Source organism: Spongisporangium articulatum, assembly GCF_044465595.1.
GTDB lineage: Bacteria > Actinomycetota > Actinomycetes > Actinomycetales > Kineosporiaceae > Spongisporangium > Spongisporangium articulatum.
Genome location: NZ_JBITLV010000004.1, coordinates 315359 through 332304, shown reverse-complemented (window position 1 = coordinate 332304; position 16946 = coordinate 315359). Strand labels below are relative to the sequence as shown.

At 72.1% G+C, this 16946-nt stretch carries 11 protein-coding genes; 4 read left to right on the top strand and 7 right to left on the bottom strand.

The window, feature by feature from the left end:
• Position 1 precedes the first annotated feature (1 nt).
• The 3 genes from ACIB24_RS14150 to ACIB24_RS14140 all read right to left on the bottom strand — a co-directional run bounded on the left by ACIB24_RS14150 (position 2) and on the right by ACIB24_RS14140 (position 4197).
• On the bottom strand, positions 2-1018 hold the full coding sequence (locus tag ACIB24_RS14150; protein ID WP_398281354.1) for a glycerophosphodiester phosphodiesterase family protein: 1017 nt from the start codon (positions 1016-1018) through the stop codon (positions 2-4).
• Positions 1019-1093: 75 nt separating this feature from the next.
• Positions 1094-3217 (bottom strand): N-6 DNA methylase, encoded by a 2124-nt coding sequence (locus ACIB24_RS14145; RefSeq protein WP_398281351.1) that lies wholly within the window; start codon positions 3215-3217, stop codon positions 1094-1096.
• Positions 3199-4197, bottom strand: a complete 999-nt coding sequence (locus ACIB24_RS14140; RefSeq protein WP_398281348.1) for an NUDIX hydrolase — start codon at positions 4195-4197, stop codon at positions 3199-3201. Before ACIB24_RS14140 ends, ACIB24_RS14145 begins: the two co-directional genes overlap by 19 nt.
• Before the next feature lie 54 nt (positions 4198-4251).
• On the opposite strand from ACIB24_RS14140, the gene ACIB24_RS14135 reads away from it, so the two are divergent.
• Entirely contained in the window at positions 4252-4782 is a 531-nt protein-coding gene (locus tag ACIB24_RS14135; protein ID WP_398281345.1) for an NUDIX hydrolase, read from the top strand.
• Complete coding sequence (locus ACIB24_RS14130) at positions 4779-5561, top strand: sugar phosphate nucleotidyltransferase (RefSeq protein WP_398281342.1); 783 nt, start codon at positions 4779-4781, stop codon at positions 5559-5561. Before ACIB24_RS14135 ends, ACIB24_RS14130 begins: the two co-directional genes overlap by 4 nt.
• 70 nt (positions 5562-5631) lie before the next feature.
• On the opposite strand, the gene ACIB24_RS14125 is transcribed toward ACIB24_RS14130, so the two are convergent.
• Both ACIB24_RS14125 and ACIB24_RS14120 read right to left on the bottom strand, forming a co-directional pair.
• Positions 5632-6393, bottom strand: coding sequence for a hypothetical protein (locus tag ACIB24_RS14125; protein WP_398281339.1), 762 nt, complete (start codon positions 6391-6393; stop codon positions 5632-5634).
• Between the two features lie 11 nt (positions 6394-6404).
• Complete coding sequence (locus tag ACIB24_RS14120) at positions 6405-12800, bottom strand: polymorphic toxin-type HINT domain-containing protein (protein ID WP_398281336.1); 6396 nt, start codon at positions 12798-12800, stop codon at positions 6405-6407.
• Between the two features lie 130 nt (positions 12801-12930).
• On the opposite strand from ACIB24_RS14120, the gene ACIB24_RS14115 reads away from it, so the two are divergent.
• Entirely contained in the window at positions 12931-13749 is an 819-nt protein-coding gene (locus tag ACIB24_RS14115; protein ID WP_398281333.1) for an AraC family transcriptional regulator, read from the top strand.
• A 19-nt stretch (positions 13750-13768) separates the two neighbouring features.
• Positions 13769-14197, top strand: coding sequence for a DUF2000 family protein (locus ACIB24_RS14110; RefSeq protein ID WP_398281330.1), 429 nt, complete (start codon positions 13769-13771; stop codon positions 14195-14197).
• Here the strand turns inward: ACIB24_RS14110 and ACIB24_RS14105 are convergent.
• Both ACIB24_RS14105 and ACIB24_RS14100 read right to left on the bottom strand, forming a co-directional pair.
• Positions 14194-14880, bottom strand: a complete 687-nt coding sequence (locus ACIB24_RS14105; protein WP_398281327.1) for a carbon-nitrogen hydrolase family protein — start codon at positions 14878-14880, stop codon at positions 14194-14196. The two genes, ACIB24_RS14110 and ACIB24_RS14105, sit on opposite strands and share 4 nt — an antisense overlap.
• Positions 14877-16934: an acyltransferase family protein gene (locus ACIB24_RS14100; RefSeq protein WP_398281324.1), complete on the bottom strand. Its 2058-nt coding sequence runs from the start codon at positions 16932-16934 to the stop codon at positions 14877-14879. The genes ACIB24_RS14105 and ACIB24_RS14100 overlap by 4 nt, the downstream gene beginning before the upstream one ends.
• Positions 16935-16946 lie beyond the last annotated feature (12 nt).

Genomic DNA, 16946 nt, shown 5'->3' with positions numbered 1-16946 from the left:
TTCACACGGCGGCGCTGCGCTCCAGCTGCAGCAGCGCCACCGCGCGCAGGGCGAGGTCGGGGTGGTCGGCGAACACGCCGTCCACCCCGATCCGCAGGTAGGCCAGCAGTTCGCCCAGCGCGTCACCCTCCCCCGCCGGGTCCTCCCCGCGGCGCAGGCCGACCGGCAGGAACGTGTTCTCGGCCCGGAACGTGTAGGCGTGCACCAGCAGCCCGGCGTCGTGGGCGGCCCCGACGAGGCCCGTCGAGGCGCCCAGCCCGATGCTGGAGCGCCTCAGCAGCTGCCCCTTGGCCGGCCCGATCGCCTGCGCGTAGGTCGAGATCTCGCGCAGCCCGGCCGGGGTCACCATCTCCGGGTAACCGTGCCGCCCCCCGGCCACCTCGACCTCCCACGGCGCCCCGGCGCTGCTCAGCAGCTGCACGCCGGTGGCCAGCAGCCCCAGCTCGCGCAGCCGGCGCAGGCTGCCCGGCTCGAACGACTGGACGCAGACCGGCGCCTGGGCGGCGTTCAGCCCGTACGTCTCCAGCAGGTCGACCAGGCGCTGCTCCTGCGGCAGGCCCAGCTCGCGGAACAGCGACGGGTGCTTGGTCTCGGGGTAGACGCCGATCTCGCGGTCCAGCTCGACCGACAGCGACACCCGCAGCTGCAGCAGCTCCTCGAACGTCGGGATCGCGAACCGGCCGTCGTACGTGGTGTTCCCGGGTCGCAGGTGCGGCAGCCGCTCCTTGACCCGCAGGGTGCGCAGCTCGTCGAGCGTGAAGTCGTGCACGAACCAGCCGCTCACCTCCGTGCCGTCGATCTCGGTCGTGCGGCGACGGTCGGCGAAGCGGCGGTGGGCGGCCACGTCGGTGGTGCCGCTCAGCTCGGGCTCGTGCCGGCAGACCAGCTCACCGTCCGCGGTCACCACGAGGTCCGGTTCGAGGTAGTCGGCGCCCAGCCGGGCCGCCAGCTCGTACCCCGCCAAAGTGTGCTCCGGGCGGTAGCCGCTGGCCCCCCGGTGTCCGATCACGACAACCATGCGCGGCAGCGTGGCGGGCGCAGACGGGCAGCCGGTCGAATCGACATGACGGGCCGACGACCCGGCGGTGAACGCTCAGCCGTCCGGGCACAGGGTCGAGAACGCGGCGGTGACCCGTTCAGCCGTACCGAACCGCCCGGTGGCCGCCACTTCTCGCGCCCGTAACGCACCGAACGTGCCGATCGCGTGGGTCAGGTCGGCCCGGGAGAAGCCCAGCAGGACGGCGTGGGCGGCGTCGAGTTCGGCCCGCGCCTGGGCGCGGGTCGCCGCGGTGGAGGGACCCGGCCGCACGCCCAGCTCGGCCGCGAGACCGGCCAGGCTCCCGTCGTCCGGCCAGTGCACGGCCGCGACGAGCCGTTCGGTGACCCACTCGCCCACCGTGCGGCCCCGCGCCCAGGGGGCCTCGGCGTCGTAGGCGGCCGGTGGCGGGACCGGCACCTGCTCCAGCTTGAAGAAGTTCACGTTGGCGCCGGTGTGCTTCTGCCGCAGGAGGTAGTCGACGGGCAGGCTGGCCAGCGCGGCCAGCAGGAGGGGCAGCCGGGGGGCGTGCACGAGGGGCATCGAGTTGCCCACCCCGGTCACCGGCAGCGGGGTGGGCAGCAGCGTGCGCGGTGAGTCGGTGGTGGCGACGTTGCGGTACCCGGCCAGCCAGCCGCGCGCGGTCAGTTCGCCGTAGCGGTCGTGCATCAGGTTCTCGGGCACCCAGTACCGGGGCGCGGGAGTGCTGCCGCCGCGCGGGTCGAGCAGGCCGCAGTGCTTGGCCTCGACGAGCGGGACGAGCCCCGGACCGGGGGCCGTCGCGAACCAGCGCGCGTCGCGGGTCATGTGCAGCGAGGTGACCAGGCGCACCTGCCAACCGTTCTCGTCGACCAGCGGGTCGAGGGGCGCGCCGTCGAACGCCACCCGCCGGGCCAGCACCGGCACCTCCCGGTGCACGCGGGTGACCAGCCGCGCGTCCACCGTCGACGTGAACAGCGGGGCGGTGGCCGTGTTCGGGTTCACCGTGCGCAGAAGGTCGGCGGTCAGGGGGAACTCGCGGTCCGCCGGGCGCTCGGCGGGGTCGCGCAGGCCGACCGCCATCCGCGCCCCGGGCGCCTCCCCCACGGCCGCCAGCTCCATCACCGCCACCCCGATCCGGGCGCTGACCCCCGCGAAGATGGGCTCCACGGGCTCGATCAGGTCCAGCCGGCCCAGCCCCCCGGCCGCGACCAGCCCCTCGATCAGGCGGGCGGCGGACCGGTCGGAGGCGATCCCGGCCGGGACCAGGACGGCGGCCCGACCACCGGGACCCAGCAGGCGCCAACAGGTCTCGACGAAGGGCAGGTAGGCGTTCAGTTCACCGGCCCCGGTCAGCGGGTGCCGGCCGGCGGCCCGGACGGCGCGCGCCGCCTCGGCCCGTTCGGTGCGCAGGCCGGGCGGCGGCTCACCGGACCAGTCGCGGGCGTGCACCTTCATCCGCTCCCACGGCGGGTTGGCGACGACCGCGTCGAAACCGCCCCGCCAGCCGGTGACTTCCGCGGGCGGCACGTCGGGCCGGTCCAGCACGTGCGGGAACGTCGCGGCCCAGTCGAGGCCGAGCAACGCGTCGCCGACCACCACCTGGTCGTCGAAAGCCTCTGCGGGACAGTCGAAGCCCGCCACCGCAAGGTCGGCCCGCAGCGCGGCTCGGCACAGCGCGACCGCCACCGGGTCGTCGTCCACCCCGTGCACGGCCCGGGCCGCGTCGGCCGGGGCGACGCCGAGGGCCAGCAACCGGGCCAGCGCCGCCCGCAGCAGCGCCCCGGCCCCGCACGCCGGGTCCACGACCACCCTCTCGCGGTGATCATGGAAACTTCTACTCTGCGCCCGCGCCACACCAGCCGCGGGAGCAGTAGAAGTTTCCATGATCACCGCAGGGAGGGCGCGGGCGGCGAGCTCCGCCGCGTAACCGGGTGGGGTGCTGAACGCGCCGCGGCGGCGACGCTCGCCCGAACCGGCGGCCACGAGCGCCACCCCGCCCTCGGCGGTCTCGACCGGGGTGACCAGCAGCAGCGCGTCGTACCCGGATGCGAGCGAGCGGACGTCGTCCCACTGCCCCTGCTCCTGCGCCCGGCGCAGCTCGTCGAGCACCGCGGCCGCCCGCCACCCCTCCCCCCGCTGCTCGACCGGCACCCGCGCGGCGGCGGCGAGCAGCCGAGGCTTCAGCGTCTCTGCCGCCACCGGCGGACCGCCTCGTGCACGGTGGCCACGGCCCGGATGCGGTCGAGTTCGTCGACGTGGTGCCAGGCGACGGCGTCGGTCGAGCCGTCGACCTCGGTGACCCGGGGTTCGAGCCCGACCGGGACGGACCCTGAGTAGACCAGTGAGATGCCGTGGAAGTCCTCGAGCCGGCCGGTCGGGGCACGACCGGTGAAGTGCCGGCTGATCACGTCGAGGAGCGGGCCGGGCGTGAACGGCAGGCCGGTCTCCTCGTACATCTCCCGGATCAGCGCGTCGACCGGGTGCTCGCCGAAGTCGATGCCGCCGCCGGGCAGCGTCCAGGTGCCGTTCGACCCGGTCACGTGCGCCAGCAGGACGCGCTCGTCCTGGAACAGCGCGGCGTAGGCGGCCGGGCGCTGGACGACGACGGGGCGCTCGGCATCGCCCGTGGCCGCGACCCCGGGCTCACCCCCACCGGGGTCGGGGACGATCGTGGTCCGCGGCAGGTCGACCAGCGGCAGCGGGCGCTTCGGCTCGCTCGCCTCGACCTCGTCCGCCGGCAGCCCGAGAACCCGCGCCACGAAAGGCATCAGGGGCAGGCGGCGGAGCTCCTCGGGGGTGACGAAGCGAGCCTCGTCGGTGGTGTCGTCAGCCTCGGCGCGCAGCACCGGCGGCTCCTTGGTCGTGACGTCGTAGAGCAGGCGCAGCGTGTGCACCCGGGCGCCGCGGTGCGGCAGGTCGATCACGTCGGAGTCGGCCAGCAGCGCGCGGGGCCGGGCCCCCACGACGCCCGTCTCCTCCAGCAGTTCACGCAGCACGCCGTCCCGGGGGTGCTCCCCGTGCCGGACGCCGCCGCCGGGCAGGAACCAGCGGCCCTCGAAGTCGGACCGCTCCGAGGCGCGCGCCAGCAGCACCGACTCGCCCTGGCGCACGACGGCGTACGCCGCGGTGCGCAGCACGGGGTGCAGCCCGTCGGGCTCGGGACCGGTCAGGGGAGGCATCACGAGCACGGTACCGGCAGGTGCGGACACCCACGGGCCACATAGGGTTGATGCATGACCACGGACGGGACGGGGTTGCGGCGCCAGGTGGTGCGCCGACCGTACGCGCTGGCGCTGAGCCTCTACCGGCGCCTGCCCCGGTTCCTGCGCCTCTTCATCATCCGGATGGTCGCGCCGGGGCACACCGTCGGCGCCCTCGCGCTGATCGAGCACGAGGGTCGGTTGCTGATGCTGGCCCAGCGGCACCGCAAGGGCTGGACGTTCCCCGGCGGGCTGATCAACCGCGGCGAGAACGCGGCCGAGGCCGTGGTCCGCGAGGTGGCCGAGGAGACCGGGCTGCACGTCGAGGTCGGGCTGCCGTTCGCGACCGTGGTCGACCCGGGGCCGCGGCGGGTCGACATCCTGTTCTGGGTGTCGGCGTCGTCGGCCCCGGACGTCGAGGCCGCCGGTGAGGCGCTGCGCGCGGCGTGGGTGCCGGTCGACGACATGGGCGAGGTCGACATCCCGACCCGGCACACGCTCGCCGAGTGGGCGCGGTTCCGCGGCGGGGTGGCACACGAGGGCCGCGTGCTGGGCACCCTGTGACGTCCCTGGCCGGAGTCGTGCTGGCGGCCGGGGCGGGGACGCGGCTGCGGCCGTTGACGGACCTGCGCCCGAAGGCGCTGTGCCCGGTGGGCGGGGTGCCGCTGGTGGATCTGGCCCTGGCGCGGCTACCGGTGTCCGGGCCGGACGACGTCGCGGTCAACGTGCACCACCACGCCGCCCAGCTCGTCGCCCACCTGGGTGGGGGCGTGCACGTCTCGGTGGAGTCACCCGAGGCGTTGGGGACGGCGGGCGCCCTGGGCCTCCTGCGGCCCTGGCTGGACGGGCGGGACGTGCTCGTGACGAACGCCGACGTGTACCTGCCGGGCGGACTGCCCTCGGGGTTCGTGGAGGGCTGGGACGGCGAGCGCAGCCGGCTGCTGTGCGTACCTGCCGGTTCCCGTCGGGCTGACTTCCTGACGCCGGCCGGTGCGCCGGTGCGATACGTCGGTACGTGCCTGCTGCCAGGTCGTTCGGTGGGCACGCTCGAGGCGGTGCCGTCGGGGTTGTACGAGGTGCTGTGGCGGGACGCTTCGGTCGACCTGGTCGCGCTCGGGGCGGATGCGGTGGCGATCGACTGCGGCACGGTGACCGACTACCTGGCCGCGAATCTTCACGCCTCGGGCGGGGATTCGGTGATCGGAGCCGGTGCGACGGTGCTGGGTTCGGTGCAGCGCAGCGTGGTCTGGGACGGCGCCTGGGTGGGCCCTGACGAGAAGCTGACCGACGTCGTCCGAGCGGGTACGCGGGACCAGCCGGTGACGGCTCGAGGGAGCGACTGAAGGATGAGCGGAATCACGGGCCGGACCTGGTCGAGCCCCGGGCTTCGCGAAACCGTGGTCATGGACGAACTCAGGGGTACGGATCCCCACGAAGGGCGGCGCAGAGCTGCGGCCAGATCCGGGCGTTCCTTCCGGTACCGCTCTGCTGGAACACCTGACGCTGTCCGGCCGCACGTTGCTTCTCGATGAATTGCAGCAGAAAGTCGGCCTGGCTCTTGTCCTTCTCGTCGGTCCATTGCGCCACGATCGGCCTGGCCCGCTCGACCGCCGCCTGTGCGTCCTCTAGATAGAGGTACTCGGGCCCTTCCGGGAGCTTCTGTTTGCGCAGGTCTACCCCACCTCGGAACTCGACCTCGACCATCCGGGCCCGCGAGAAGTCATTGCCCTCGTAGCGGTTGTCCACTCGATGGAACGCGCTCTGCCAGAGAGGCTCGACCGACCCGCGGAAGATGGACTTCTTGATCGTCCCGGAGAACGTGCAGCCGATGACGTCTCCGGCGGCGATCGTCCAGTGGGAGAGTGCCGCGTCACGGAACGTGCAGTTCACGAAGTTGACGATGCCTCCGGGGCTGAACTCCAAGCGGCTGCCGTCGAACGAGCAGCCCACGAAGTCCGTGGCCACCGAACCGGCGCCGAAGGTCGCCATCCGGATCCGCATGTCTTCAAACCGTGAGTTCGAGAAGCGGCAGCCGGCGGTGACGAACTCGTCGAGCTTGAGGCCCGAGTAGTCCCCGTCCTCGACGATCACCTCGTCCAGCACCAGCCGGGAATCGCTCGGCCGGCGAGAACCCGTGACCTCAGCCCGCACATCATCCGGATTCCAGTCCTGCACCGAGCCTCCTTCTACTTCGGCAAGGCGTAGGTAGCGTACGTCACCGTCTCGTAGGCACCACCTCTGGCCAGGTGGGCGCCCACCTGGCCGGGGGTCGTCAACTCGACTACGGCCCCGGTCCAGGTGTCCGTGAAGTCGGGCCCACGAGATCGGTTGTACGTGAAGCGGCCCTTGAAGAGTTCGTTCAGTCTCGCGGCGGTTCCGTCGTGGACAGCGTGGCCCAACATCGGTGAACGCAGCCAACCTTCACGTGCGACCGCCTCCTGCGAAGCCTGCGACAAGGAACCGAGCAGTACATCAGCCCCCTGAGCCGCCTGCTCTCGGGCCGCCTGCTGAACGAGTTGTTGCGACTCCTTGAAGGCGACCTTGCAGGCCTCGCCTGCGGCCGGTGCCGCGATCGCGCCCTGCATGACCTGGATCGACGAGTTGTGAACCAGGACCGCGGGACTCTTGCCGACCTTGACGTAGTAGGTATGACGGTCGGCGATCGTGAAGTTGTAGACCGAGGCCACGGCTTCACGGCGTTCAGCGGACAGCACCTTCACCGGGCGTCCGGCCGAGTCGACCAGGCGGTCGCCGACCTTCAGCTCATCGGCGCCGACCCAGCCCTGGCCCGCGACGAACATCGGGTGGCCTGAGGTCACCGACAGGGTCTCCGGGGGTCCTCCGCCACCTGCGCCGGCACCGACCAGCTTCAGGTCGATCAGCTGCTTCTTGGCGTGGCTGGTGATCCGCACCGTCACGGCGCGGCCCTCCGGCTCGCTCACCGACGGCCCCTGTTCCGCACCGTCCTGCGGAGCCGACAGCACCTGGTCGCCCGGCTTGACCTTCGCGATCGGCTTGGTCGAACCGTCGGCCATCACGACCCGCGCCGAGTCCGTGAACGACTGGGCCGGTGGACAACCGGCCGTCATGCGGTCGCGAACCGGCCGCTTGGGTTTGACCTCTTTGAGGTCGTCGACCTTGTCGGTGGCATGTCGGGCGTTGTTCTTCCCGGCCTGGACCGCGTCGCGGGTCTTAGCCAGCGCGGCCTCGGTCTGGCGGAGTGCTTCCGCCTTGCGTTCCTTGGCACCGATCCGGATCGCGTCGATCGTGGCGTTGGTCGCGTCGCGGACCTTCCCGAGGGCGGCGACCGCCGCCTTCAACCGGCTGTAGCCCTCGACCAATCGCTTGGCCAGCCCGACCGACTTGATCAGCACCTTGGCGGCCTTGAACATCTTGCCCCAGGGCACTGCGGTCAACACCGTGTTGAGGCACGCCCCGACGTCACCGTTCTTGACGCAGTTGACCGCGTCGGTGACCCCGATGAGGTCCATCACCAGGCTGATGATCTCGTCGCCCAGTTGCTTGGTGAACGACTCAGCCTCGTTCACGGACTGCTCCGCGGCAGCCTGCTGGGCCTGGAGCTGGTCGATCTGCGCCCGCTCGGCCTTGGAGAGACCTTCCTGCTCCTGCTGGTTCTCGAGGAACTGGATGCGGGGCTCGGTCATGTCGGCCGTCGACGGCTGGTCCATGCCCGAGGGGTCGGTGAAGGCCGTCGACCGGTTGTCGACGTAACCGTAGTTGTTGGCGTTCGGGTTGCCGACGCTGCGGGCCTTGGGGTCGGTGCCGGTGAAACGCCCGGTCTCCGTGTCGTAGTCACGGGCCCGGAGGTGGTAGTTACCGGCCTGGCCGCCGGCGCCCGCATCGTTGTAACCACCGGCGAACTGCAACGGGTTGTCCGGGGCGTTCGCGGCCAGCTTCAGCCCGGCGGTCGGACCGCCTGTCCCGCGGGCGTTTCCGAACGGGTCGTAGTTGTAGGACCATTCGGCGGCCCCGTTCGAGCCCACGAGCGCCGCCGTGCCGCCCAGCCAGTCGTGCAGGTAGGGGTGCCCGGCAGCCCCGCCGCCGTCGTACAGACCGAGCGTGGCGCCGTCCTGCCCGTACGAGTACGCCCGGCCGTTCAGAGCACCGGCCCCGGTCTCGACGGCGAGCATCGGGAGCGAGTTGTTGATGTCCCAGTCGTAGTTTCGCGTCGTCCCGGGCGTGCCACCACTGCCCGTGACCCGGTTACCCATCGGGTCGTACGTGAACTCGGTGGTCTGACCGGTCGTGGTGGCGCTGGCCAGCGTGTGATCGAGGTTGTAGACGGAGCGGTCGGCGCCGTCACGGGTCTGGTTGCCCTCGCCGTCGTAGCCGTACAGGGTCACGCCGGCCCCGGCGCCGACCGTGGTCTTCGTCAGCAGCTGGTCGGCCAGGTCGTAGCCGTAGGTGGTGACGCTCTTCTTGGTCAGGTCCGCACCGACGGTGTGGGTCTGCGTGGTCCGGTTGCCGACCTGGTCGTAGGTGTAGTCGTAGCGCTCGGCCGAGCGGTCCAGCAGCGGGGTGCCGCACGTGGTCGACCCGTAGCAGGCGGCCGTCAGGCGCTGCGACTCGTCGTAGGCGTACGACACGGTCTCCTGGGTGCGCGGGGTCGCGGCCGACGTCCGGCGGGTGGTGTCGACGCGGGTCGGGTTGCCCATGGAGTCCCGGGTCAGCGCGTAACCGGTCTCGACCCCGGCCCCCGTCGTGGCCGCGACCTGCGCCAGCCGGCCGGCCCGGTCGTAGGCGCGCGTCTCCTGGCCGCCGACCGACGCCGGGAACGTCGTCCTGACCAGGTTGTTCGAGACGTCGTAGCCGAAGGTGTACTTCTGCGCGCTGCCGTTGCGGGTGGTCGTCGACTCGGACATCCGGTTCGAGGAGTCGTACTTCGCGTCGACGACGGTGCCGTCGGGGTACGTGCGCTTCGTGACGTTGTCGTCGTCGTCGTACTGGTAGCCGAACGTGCGGCCGTTGCGTGTGGTGTTCGTCAGCAGCCCGGAGTCGTCGTAGGTGTAGGTGCTGGCGCCACCGGGGTCGGTCGCGTTGACCAACCGGCTGTTCGCGTCGTACCCGTACGTGTAGCGCGGGCCGTCGGCGCCCAGGGCCCGCCGGGTCAACCGCCCCAGCCCGTCGTACGTGTTGGTGATGGTGCGGCGCTCGCGGTCGGCGTCGGTCAGGGCGAGCCCCGGCACGTTCGACGCGGTCTGCAGCGTGGTCAGGTTCGAGTCGGCGTCGTAGCCGTAGGCCCGCGCCCGGCCGAGCGGGTCGGCGCTGGCCGACGGGCGGTTCAGGTTGTCGTACAGCGTGCGGTCGATGCGGCCCAGCTGGTCGCTGGTGACCAGCAGGTTGCCGTTCAGGTCGTACCCGTAGCGGGTCATGGGGACGCCGGTGATCTGGCCGAGCGCGAAGGTCACCGGGGCGTCGAGGCCGCTCAGGGTCAGGATGGTCCCGTTCACCGGACCCTTGCCGCTGATGAGGTTGACCTTGGCCAGGAACAACTGACTCAGCGCGTCGGCGACCGCGCCCTTCACCGGCCCGGCCACGGCGAACACCTGGTCGGCGTCGTCGTAGGCGTACCGGACGATCGAGTCGTCGGGGTTGGTCTTCCTGATGACCCGGTCCTGGGCGTCGTACTCGTAGGACGTGGTGTTGCCCAACGGGTCTCGCGTGCTCGTCAGGTTGCCGGGCTTGTCGTACGTGTAGGTCGTGGTGAAGTCGGCGGCCGTCGCGCCGGCGACGTTGCCGCGCGGCTCGGTGATGGCCGTCGTCCGGCCGTCGTCGTCGTACTTCCAGGTGACGATCCCACCGCCCGGCAGCGTCTGCCGGGTGGGGTCGCCGATCTTGTTGTACTCGATCCGCGCAGCGCTCTCGGGGCCCGTGCCGTCGTCGGCGCCCGTCCGCCGGCCGGCGGCGTCGTAGGCGTACTTGAGCTCCTGGCCCTTCTCGTTGGTGATGTTCGTGATGTTGCCGTTGCCGTCGTACTCGAGCGTGGAGCTGTGCTGCAGCTGGTCCTGCTGCGTGACCGGGCGCCCGAGCGCGTCGTAGGTGGTGACCACCTCGGCCCCGCCCCCGCCGGGGTTCGGGCGCGACGACACACGCCGGTTACCGCGCTTGTCGTAGGTGAACCTGGTGACGTAGGGCGCGGCGGCCGCGGCGTTCACACCGCCCAGTTGATTTCCGCGGGGCGTGGTCTCCGTGGCCTGGCGACCGAAACCGTCGTAGGTCCAGGAGAGGACGTTGTCCTGGGCATCGGTGACCGACCGGTCGCGACCGGCTGCGGTGTAGGCGTACCGGGTCCGGTTCAGCGCCGCGTCGAACGTGGCCGTCAGCCGCCCGGCCCGGTCGTACTCGTTGCGGGTGGTGCGCTTGAGCGGGTCGGACGCGAGGATCTGCTGCCCGGCCGCGTCGTAGGTGACCTCCGAGGGCAGCAGGTTGCCCGGCTCGTAGACCCGAACCACCCGGTCGAGGGCGTCGTACGTCGTCCGCACCGTGTGCAGCGGGCCCTGGATCAGCTTGTCCGCACCCGTGCCCCGGGGGTCGGTGACGCCGACCCGGCGGCCGGTCGAGTCGTACTGGAACTCGGTGCGCCGCCCGGTCGCGGTGATCTCGGCGGTCCGGTTGCCGGCGGAGTCGTACTCGTACGTCGTCTTGTGACCCATCGGGTCGGTGCGCGCGGTGACCAGGCCGCGGCTGTCGCGCGTGTAGGTGTACCCACCCTGCTTGTTCGCGTCCTCCTGCCCGGTCAACTCGTTCTGGTCGTTCCAGGTGTAGGTCCACGTGTTGCCGTTGCGGTCCTTGTGCGCGGTCAGGTTGTTGCGTGCGTCGTAGGTGTTGGTCTCCGTGACGGGGTTGTCGTCGTCGGCCTGCGTCGCCACGACGTTGCCGTCGTCGTCGACGGTGGTCCGGGTCTGGTTGAACTCGGCGTCGACCGTGAGGTTGCGGTGCAGGCGCCCGTCGTACCGCGCGGTCACCACGTTGTCGTCGCGCCCCGTCGGGTCCAGGACCGAGCTGCGCTGCAGCACGTTCGCCCGGTACTCGTCGAGGTACTTGACGCCGTCCGCATCGGTGGTGGTGGCCTGCTGCGTCGTCGCGTTCCAGGCGAAGGTCGTGGTGTTCCCCAACGCATCGGCCTGCGACGTCACCCGGTTGGCGGCGTAGGTGACCGTGATCTCGGGGCGACCGAGCGGGTCGGTCACGGTGGCCAGCTGGCCGGCCGCGTTGTAGCCGTACTGCCAGGTGAACAGCGCAGCGTCACGGTAGCTGACCAGGCGACCGTCGGCGTTGTACGTGTAGGCGACCGAACGCCCGTCCGGGAGGGTGAGTCTCGTGATCCGCTGGTTCGCGTTGGTGGCCACCTGAACGGTGCGCCCGGCCGCATCCTTCAGCGACGTCAGGGCGCCCGCCGTGCTGTACGCCAGCGTGATGCCGTACCCGCGCTTGTTCTTCACCGACAGCAGCCGACCGGCCGCGTTGAACAGGTAGTCACGCTGGTCGGCGGTGTGCAGCTGCCACCCGGTCCCGACCTTGGTGAGCGTGGAGTCGACGCCCGCCGGCCGCGTGAACCCGCCCGCCCCGTCGGCGTTGAACACGGCCTGCGCGCCGTCCTCCGCCTGGATCCGGACGTCCGGACCGGCCGACGACACCACCCGGACGTCGTACGTCCAGCTCCAGCCCGGGCCGAACATGCCCGGCTGCGAATTGCGTGAGCTGTAGATCCGATTGGCCTCGAAGGGCAGCCCGAACGAGGTCATCGCCAGGTCGGACTCGGTCCGGACCATCGCACCCGTGGCCGTGTTGACGAGACCGCCGCGCAGCGCCTGCGGCCCGGGGTCACGGGTGAACGCGTTCGGGCAGGCGCACCCGGCGGCCTGCGCGTCCGGCACGGCCGGGGTGACGTTGTAGAACCGCGGGGTGACGGGCTTGGACAGCGCGGTCTCGACCTGGCGACCGTCCGCGTAGATCATCGTCAGCTTGACCCGGTACTGCTTGGCGTCCGACAGCACCCAGCCGTCGGTCGCACCCAACGTCTGGCAGTAGGCCAGCGGCTTCACGCACGGCCCGGTGTTCGCCTTCGTGGTCGTGATGCTGCGCTGCTCGGCGCCGGTCTCCTCGTCGACGGCGGTGCCGTACCAGCTGGTCCAGTTCGGGTCGCCGGCCACGTCGTCGGCGAAGAAGACCTGGATGGACGTCGTACCGAGCAGGTATCCGGGGCGGACCCGGAGCTTGTCGAGGGGAGCCTCGTCGACCGCCTGCGGCCCGACGGCGGCCGCGCCGATGCGGGCCTTCGTCACGCCCTCGGCGCTGTCGAGGGCCGCGGCCTTCGCCCGGGAGACGGGCTTGCCGTCCGCCTTCAGCCGTGGCGGTTCGGACGCGGGCTTCACCCCGGCGGGCAGACCCCGGTTCGGCCTGAGCTCCTTCGGCAGGGGCTGGGCGGCCGGGGCCGCCACATTGCGCGCGGCCCGCACCTGGGCGGCCTCCGCCGGCGCCGAGATGGCTATCGCGGTGACCAGCGACGCCAGTACCGCGAGCACCGTCAGCCGCGCGACGACCGACACCTGGAACGACAAAAACCGGATAGGACGAAACATCCTAGAACCCCCCGAATCGGCCCCCTGCCGTGCATGACGCTAGAGCGTTAGCTGTGACAGATCTATGTGATCTGGGTCACTGAGGACCGCGGGTGGCAGACTCGACGGCATGGTGGACACCGACCGGGTGCGCGCGTGGCGACCCCGCGTGGCCGGGGTCGCCGAGGTGCTGCACGCCGAGTGGCGCGATCACGCCTACCCGGCCCACACACACGACACCTGGACGCTGCTGATCGTCGACGACGGGCTGATCGGCTATGAACTCGACCGGCACCACCGCCACGCCGCACCCCGCGGCGGGGTCACGCTGCTGCCGCCGCACGTCGTCCACGACGGCCGGCCGGCGACGTCCCGCGGGTTCCGCAAACGGGTCGTATACCTCGAGGAGGACGTACTCGGCGAAGCACTGATCGGCGCCGCCGTCGACACTCCCCTGCTCACGGATCCCGCTCTGCGGGAACAGGTCTCACGCCTCGACCGGGCCCTGACGGCGCGCGACGACCTCGAGGCCGAGTCGCGGCTGGCGCTCGTCGCCGAGCGGCTCGCCTGGCACCTGACCGGACGACGCCCCGCACCGAACCTGCCGCCGGTCGCCGTGGTCGCGGGGCGGGCCCGCGACCTGCTGGACGCCGACCCGGCCGGGACGACGAGCGTCGCCGAGGTCGCGGCCCGGCTCGAGGTCAGCACGGCCCACCTGGTGCGGTCGTTCACCCGCAGCTACGGCATCCCGCCCCACCGGTACCTGCTGGGCCGGCGCCTCGACCTGGCCCGGCGACGACTGCGAGACGGCGAAGACATCACCCAGGTCGCCCTGGGCACCGGCTTCTACGACCAGGCCCACCTGACCCGCCACTTCAAGCGCCTGCTGGCCACCACCCCGGGCCGCTACCAGCGGGGCATCAACGTCGTACAAGACCGAGCCGGTTAGCGCGGCCCAGGCTGCGGGTGTGGACGACCCCTTGACCCCGCCCTTCGACACCAAGATCGCCGTCCTGGTCCGCGACGACCTCGAGTCGTGGCAACGGCTCAACGTGACGGCCTTCCTGGTCAGCGGCATCACCGCGGCCCACCCGGAACTCGTGGGGCAGCCCTACGCGGACGCCGACGGCCAGAAGTACCTCAGCCTGCTCGGCCGTCCGGTCCTCGTCTTCGAGGGCAGCGCCGAGAACCTCACGAACGCGAGAACCCGCGCCCTGCAGCGCGAACTACCCCTGGCGGTCTACACCCGCGAGATGTTCGGCACCGGGTTCGACGCCGCCAACCGGGCGGTGGTCGCCGCCGTACCCGGCGCCGAACTCGACCTGGTCGGCGTCGCCCTGCACGGCCCGAAGAACGCCGTCGACAAGGTGATGAAGGGCGCCCACCTGCACCCTTAGAACAGCTCGGCGACGACCGCCTCGCCGACCGACGTACCCGCCTGGGCCAGAACGGTCCCGTCGCCGGCCCAGATCGCAGAGCGACCGGCCGGGTCGGTGTACCCCTCCCCCGTCGGTGCTGCGTACCCGGCGAACGCCACCGGCACCTGCAACTCACGGGCGATCTGCACGCCGCGCCGGGCCTGCATCTGCGACTCGTCGACGTGCATCAGGATGCCGGCCACGTAGGCGTCGATCCCCAGAGCGGCCGTGCGGGAACGGTGTTCGCCGAACCGGGTGTCGCGACAGATGGCCAGGCCCAGCCGCCGCCCGTCCACCTCGAGGGCCACCGGCCCGGGTCCGTCGGTGAACGACGCCTCCGACTCGTCGCAGTACACCTTCCGGTACACCACCGACGCCCCGCAACCGTCGACGGCCAGCATCCCGATGTACCGGGCGCCGCCCTCGGTCACGGGTGCCCCCACCAGCGCGACGGAACCGGAGCGGCCGCAGGCCGCGACCAGCGGGGCGAGGCGGGCGTCGTCCGGCGACACGGGCGCAGCCCCGAGTTCGTACCCGGTGAGCGACAACTCGGGGAACACCACGACCCGGGCCTGCGCCTCGGTCACCAGCGCGGCGTGCGCGGCGACGTTGGCGACCACGTCCAGAGCGACGCAGGACGGTTGTGCGACGGCCAGTCTCACGACGCGACGCCCGCGCGGCGCATCAACACCGGCACCAACTGCTTCGAGAACCCGACCGAGTAGTGCACCCCGTCACCGCGGATCAGCAGCCCGTCCCGGATGGCCGCACACGACCCGCCGGGGCAGATCACGTCGGTGACCGACACCGTCGACGCGGCGTCGGGGCGGGCCTCGGCCACGGAGCGCAGCACGGCGTTGTAGTCGTCGACGTAGCGGCCCGGGACCTTCGGTTGGGCGGTGGCGGCGGGGCGGCCGGCGGCGACCTGCGCGCCGATGCCGTCCCCCGGCGGCGGCAGCTCCAGGAACACGACGCGCCCGCCGTGGGCCGCCACCTCGTCGACGATCTCGGTATACCCGGCCCGCAGCGCCGCATCGTGCTCGGCCGTGCCCGGCATCAACGTCCGGCCGTTCACGATCAGCGGCTGGTGGTTCGGCCAGAACTCGGCCACCAGAACGGTTTCCGGGTGATACAGGTTGAGCATCGAGGTGATCCGGGCGCGCGCCTGAGCCGCGCAGACCTTGGCCGGTTCGTCCACCGGCACGGTGGCCCGCACGAGCAGACCCGTGGCGGTGCAGCGTTTCCAGGCCGCCTCGATCCAGGTGGCGTCGTTGGCCGAGGCCCATGCGTCGAGGCCGGGGCTCAGTGCCCGGGCGGTCGAGTCGCCGAGCACGGCCACGGTGGGGGCCACCGACTGGTCGGGCCACACGCAGTAGGTCAGGTGGGAGACGGTCTCCCCCGGGCACCCCCGGTCGCTGGGGGTGGTCAGCTGCGCCGCGATCGTGCCGGGTAGCGCGGTCGCGGGGATCGCCACGGCCACGACCAGGGCGATCGAGGCGACCATCGCCGCCAGCACCCGCCCCGGGCGCCCGCGCAGCCGGACGCTGCGCTGCACCGGCCGCTCGAGCCCGTAGTAGCTGGCCACCGACAACCCGACGGTCAGCGCCACCCGCAGCGCCTGCCGCGCGACCTCCTCGCCGAACGACCCCTGCAGGGGCACCGCCACCACGACCGGCCAGTGCCACAGGTAGACGCCGTAGCTGATCCGCCCCAGCCAGGCGGCCGGCCCCCACGAGAAGGCCCGGGCGAGCCGCCCCTCGGGCTCCCGCTCCAACCCGGCGATCAGCAGGGCGACGGCGACGCTGACGCCCAGCGCACCGCCCCGGTAGTACAGCGGGGCGGTGTCGGGCAGGGTCAGGAACGCGCCCGCCAGGACGACGAGCCCCACCGTCGCGGCGCCCGTCACCCACCGCCGGGGCCGCAGCGGCCGGGCCGCCAGCACGATCGCCAGCAGCACGCCCGCGAACAGTTCCTGCACCCGGCCGCGGGTCGAGTAGTAGGCCAGCGATGCGTCGTCCGGCGAGTACAGCCAGGCCATCGCGCCGGCCGAGGCGAGCGCGCCGAGCAGGGCCACCCCGGCCAGCATCCGCCGTCCGGTCAGCATCACCGGCCAGTCCCGGGTGGCCCGCGCGACCCGGCCGCCCGCCCACAGCAGGCCCAGCGTCAGCGCGGGCCAGACGAAGTAGAACTGTTCCTCGACCGCGAGCGACCAGGTGTGCCGCAGCGGCGACGCGGTGCCGTAGGCCGCGAAGTACGAGTCGGCGCCGGCCAGGTGCCAGTTGGCCAGGTATCCGAGGGTCCAGAAGACGTCGTACCGACGGTCGGGCCAGTCGGCCGGCGACCCGGCCCACCAGAGCCAGCCGCACACGACCAGGAGCATCAGCATCAACGCCGGCGCGAGCCGCTTCACCCGGCGGGCCCAGAACCCGGCCAGGCTGATCGTGCCCGTCCGGGCGTGCTCGGCCAGCAGCAGGCTGGTGATCAGGTAGCCCGACAGCACGAAGAAGACGTCGACGCCGAGGAACCCGCCCGGCAGCCACGAGGAATCGCCGCCCCCGAAGTGGTAGACGGCCACCGAGGCCACCGCGAGGGCGCGCACGCCGTCGAGCGCGGGGCGTCGTCCCGTGGCTCTGGCCTGGGACGACGGGGGCTGGGCCGCTCCTGTGACCTCCCGTCCGGCGACCGGCGCGGCCGTCGGTTCGGGGGGCGCTGTCACCCGCTCACGCTA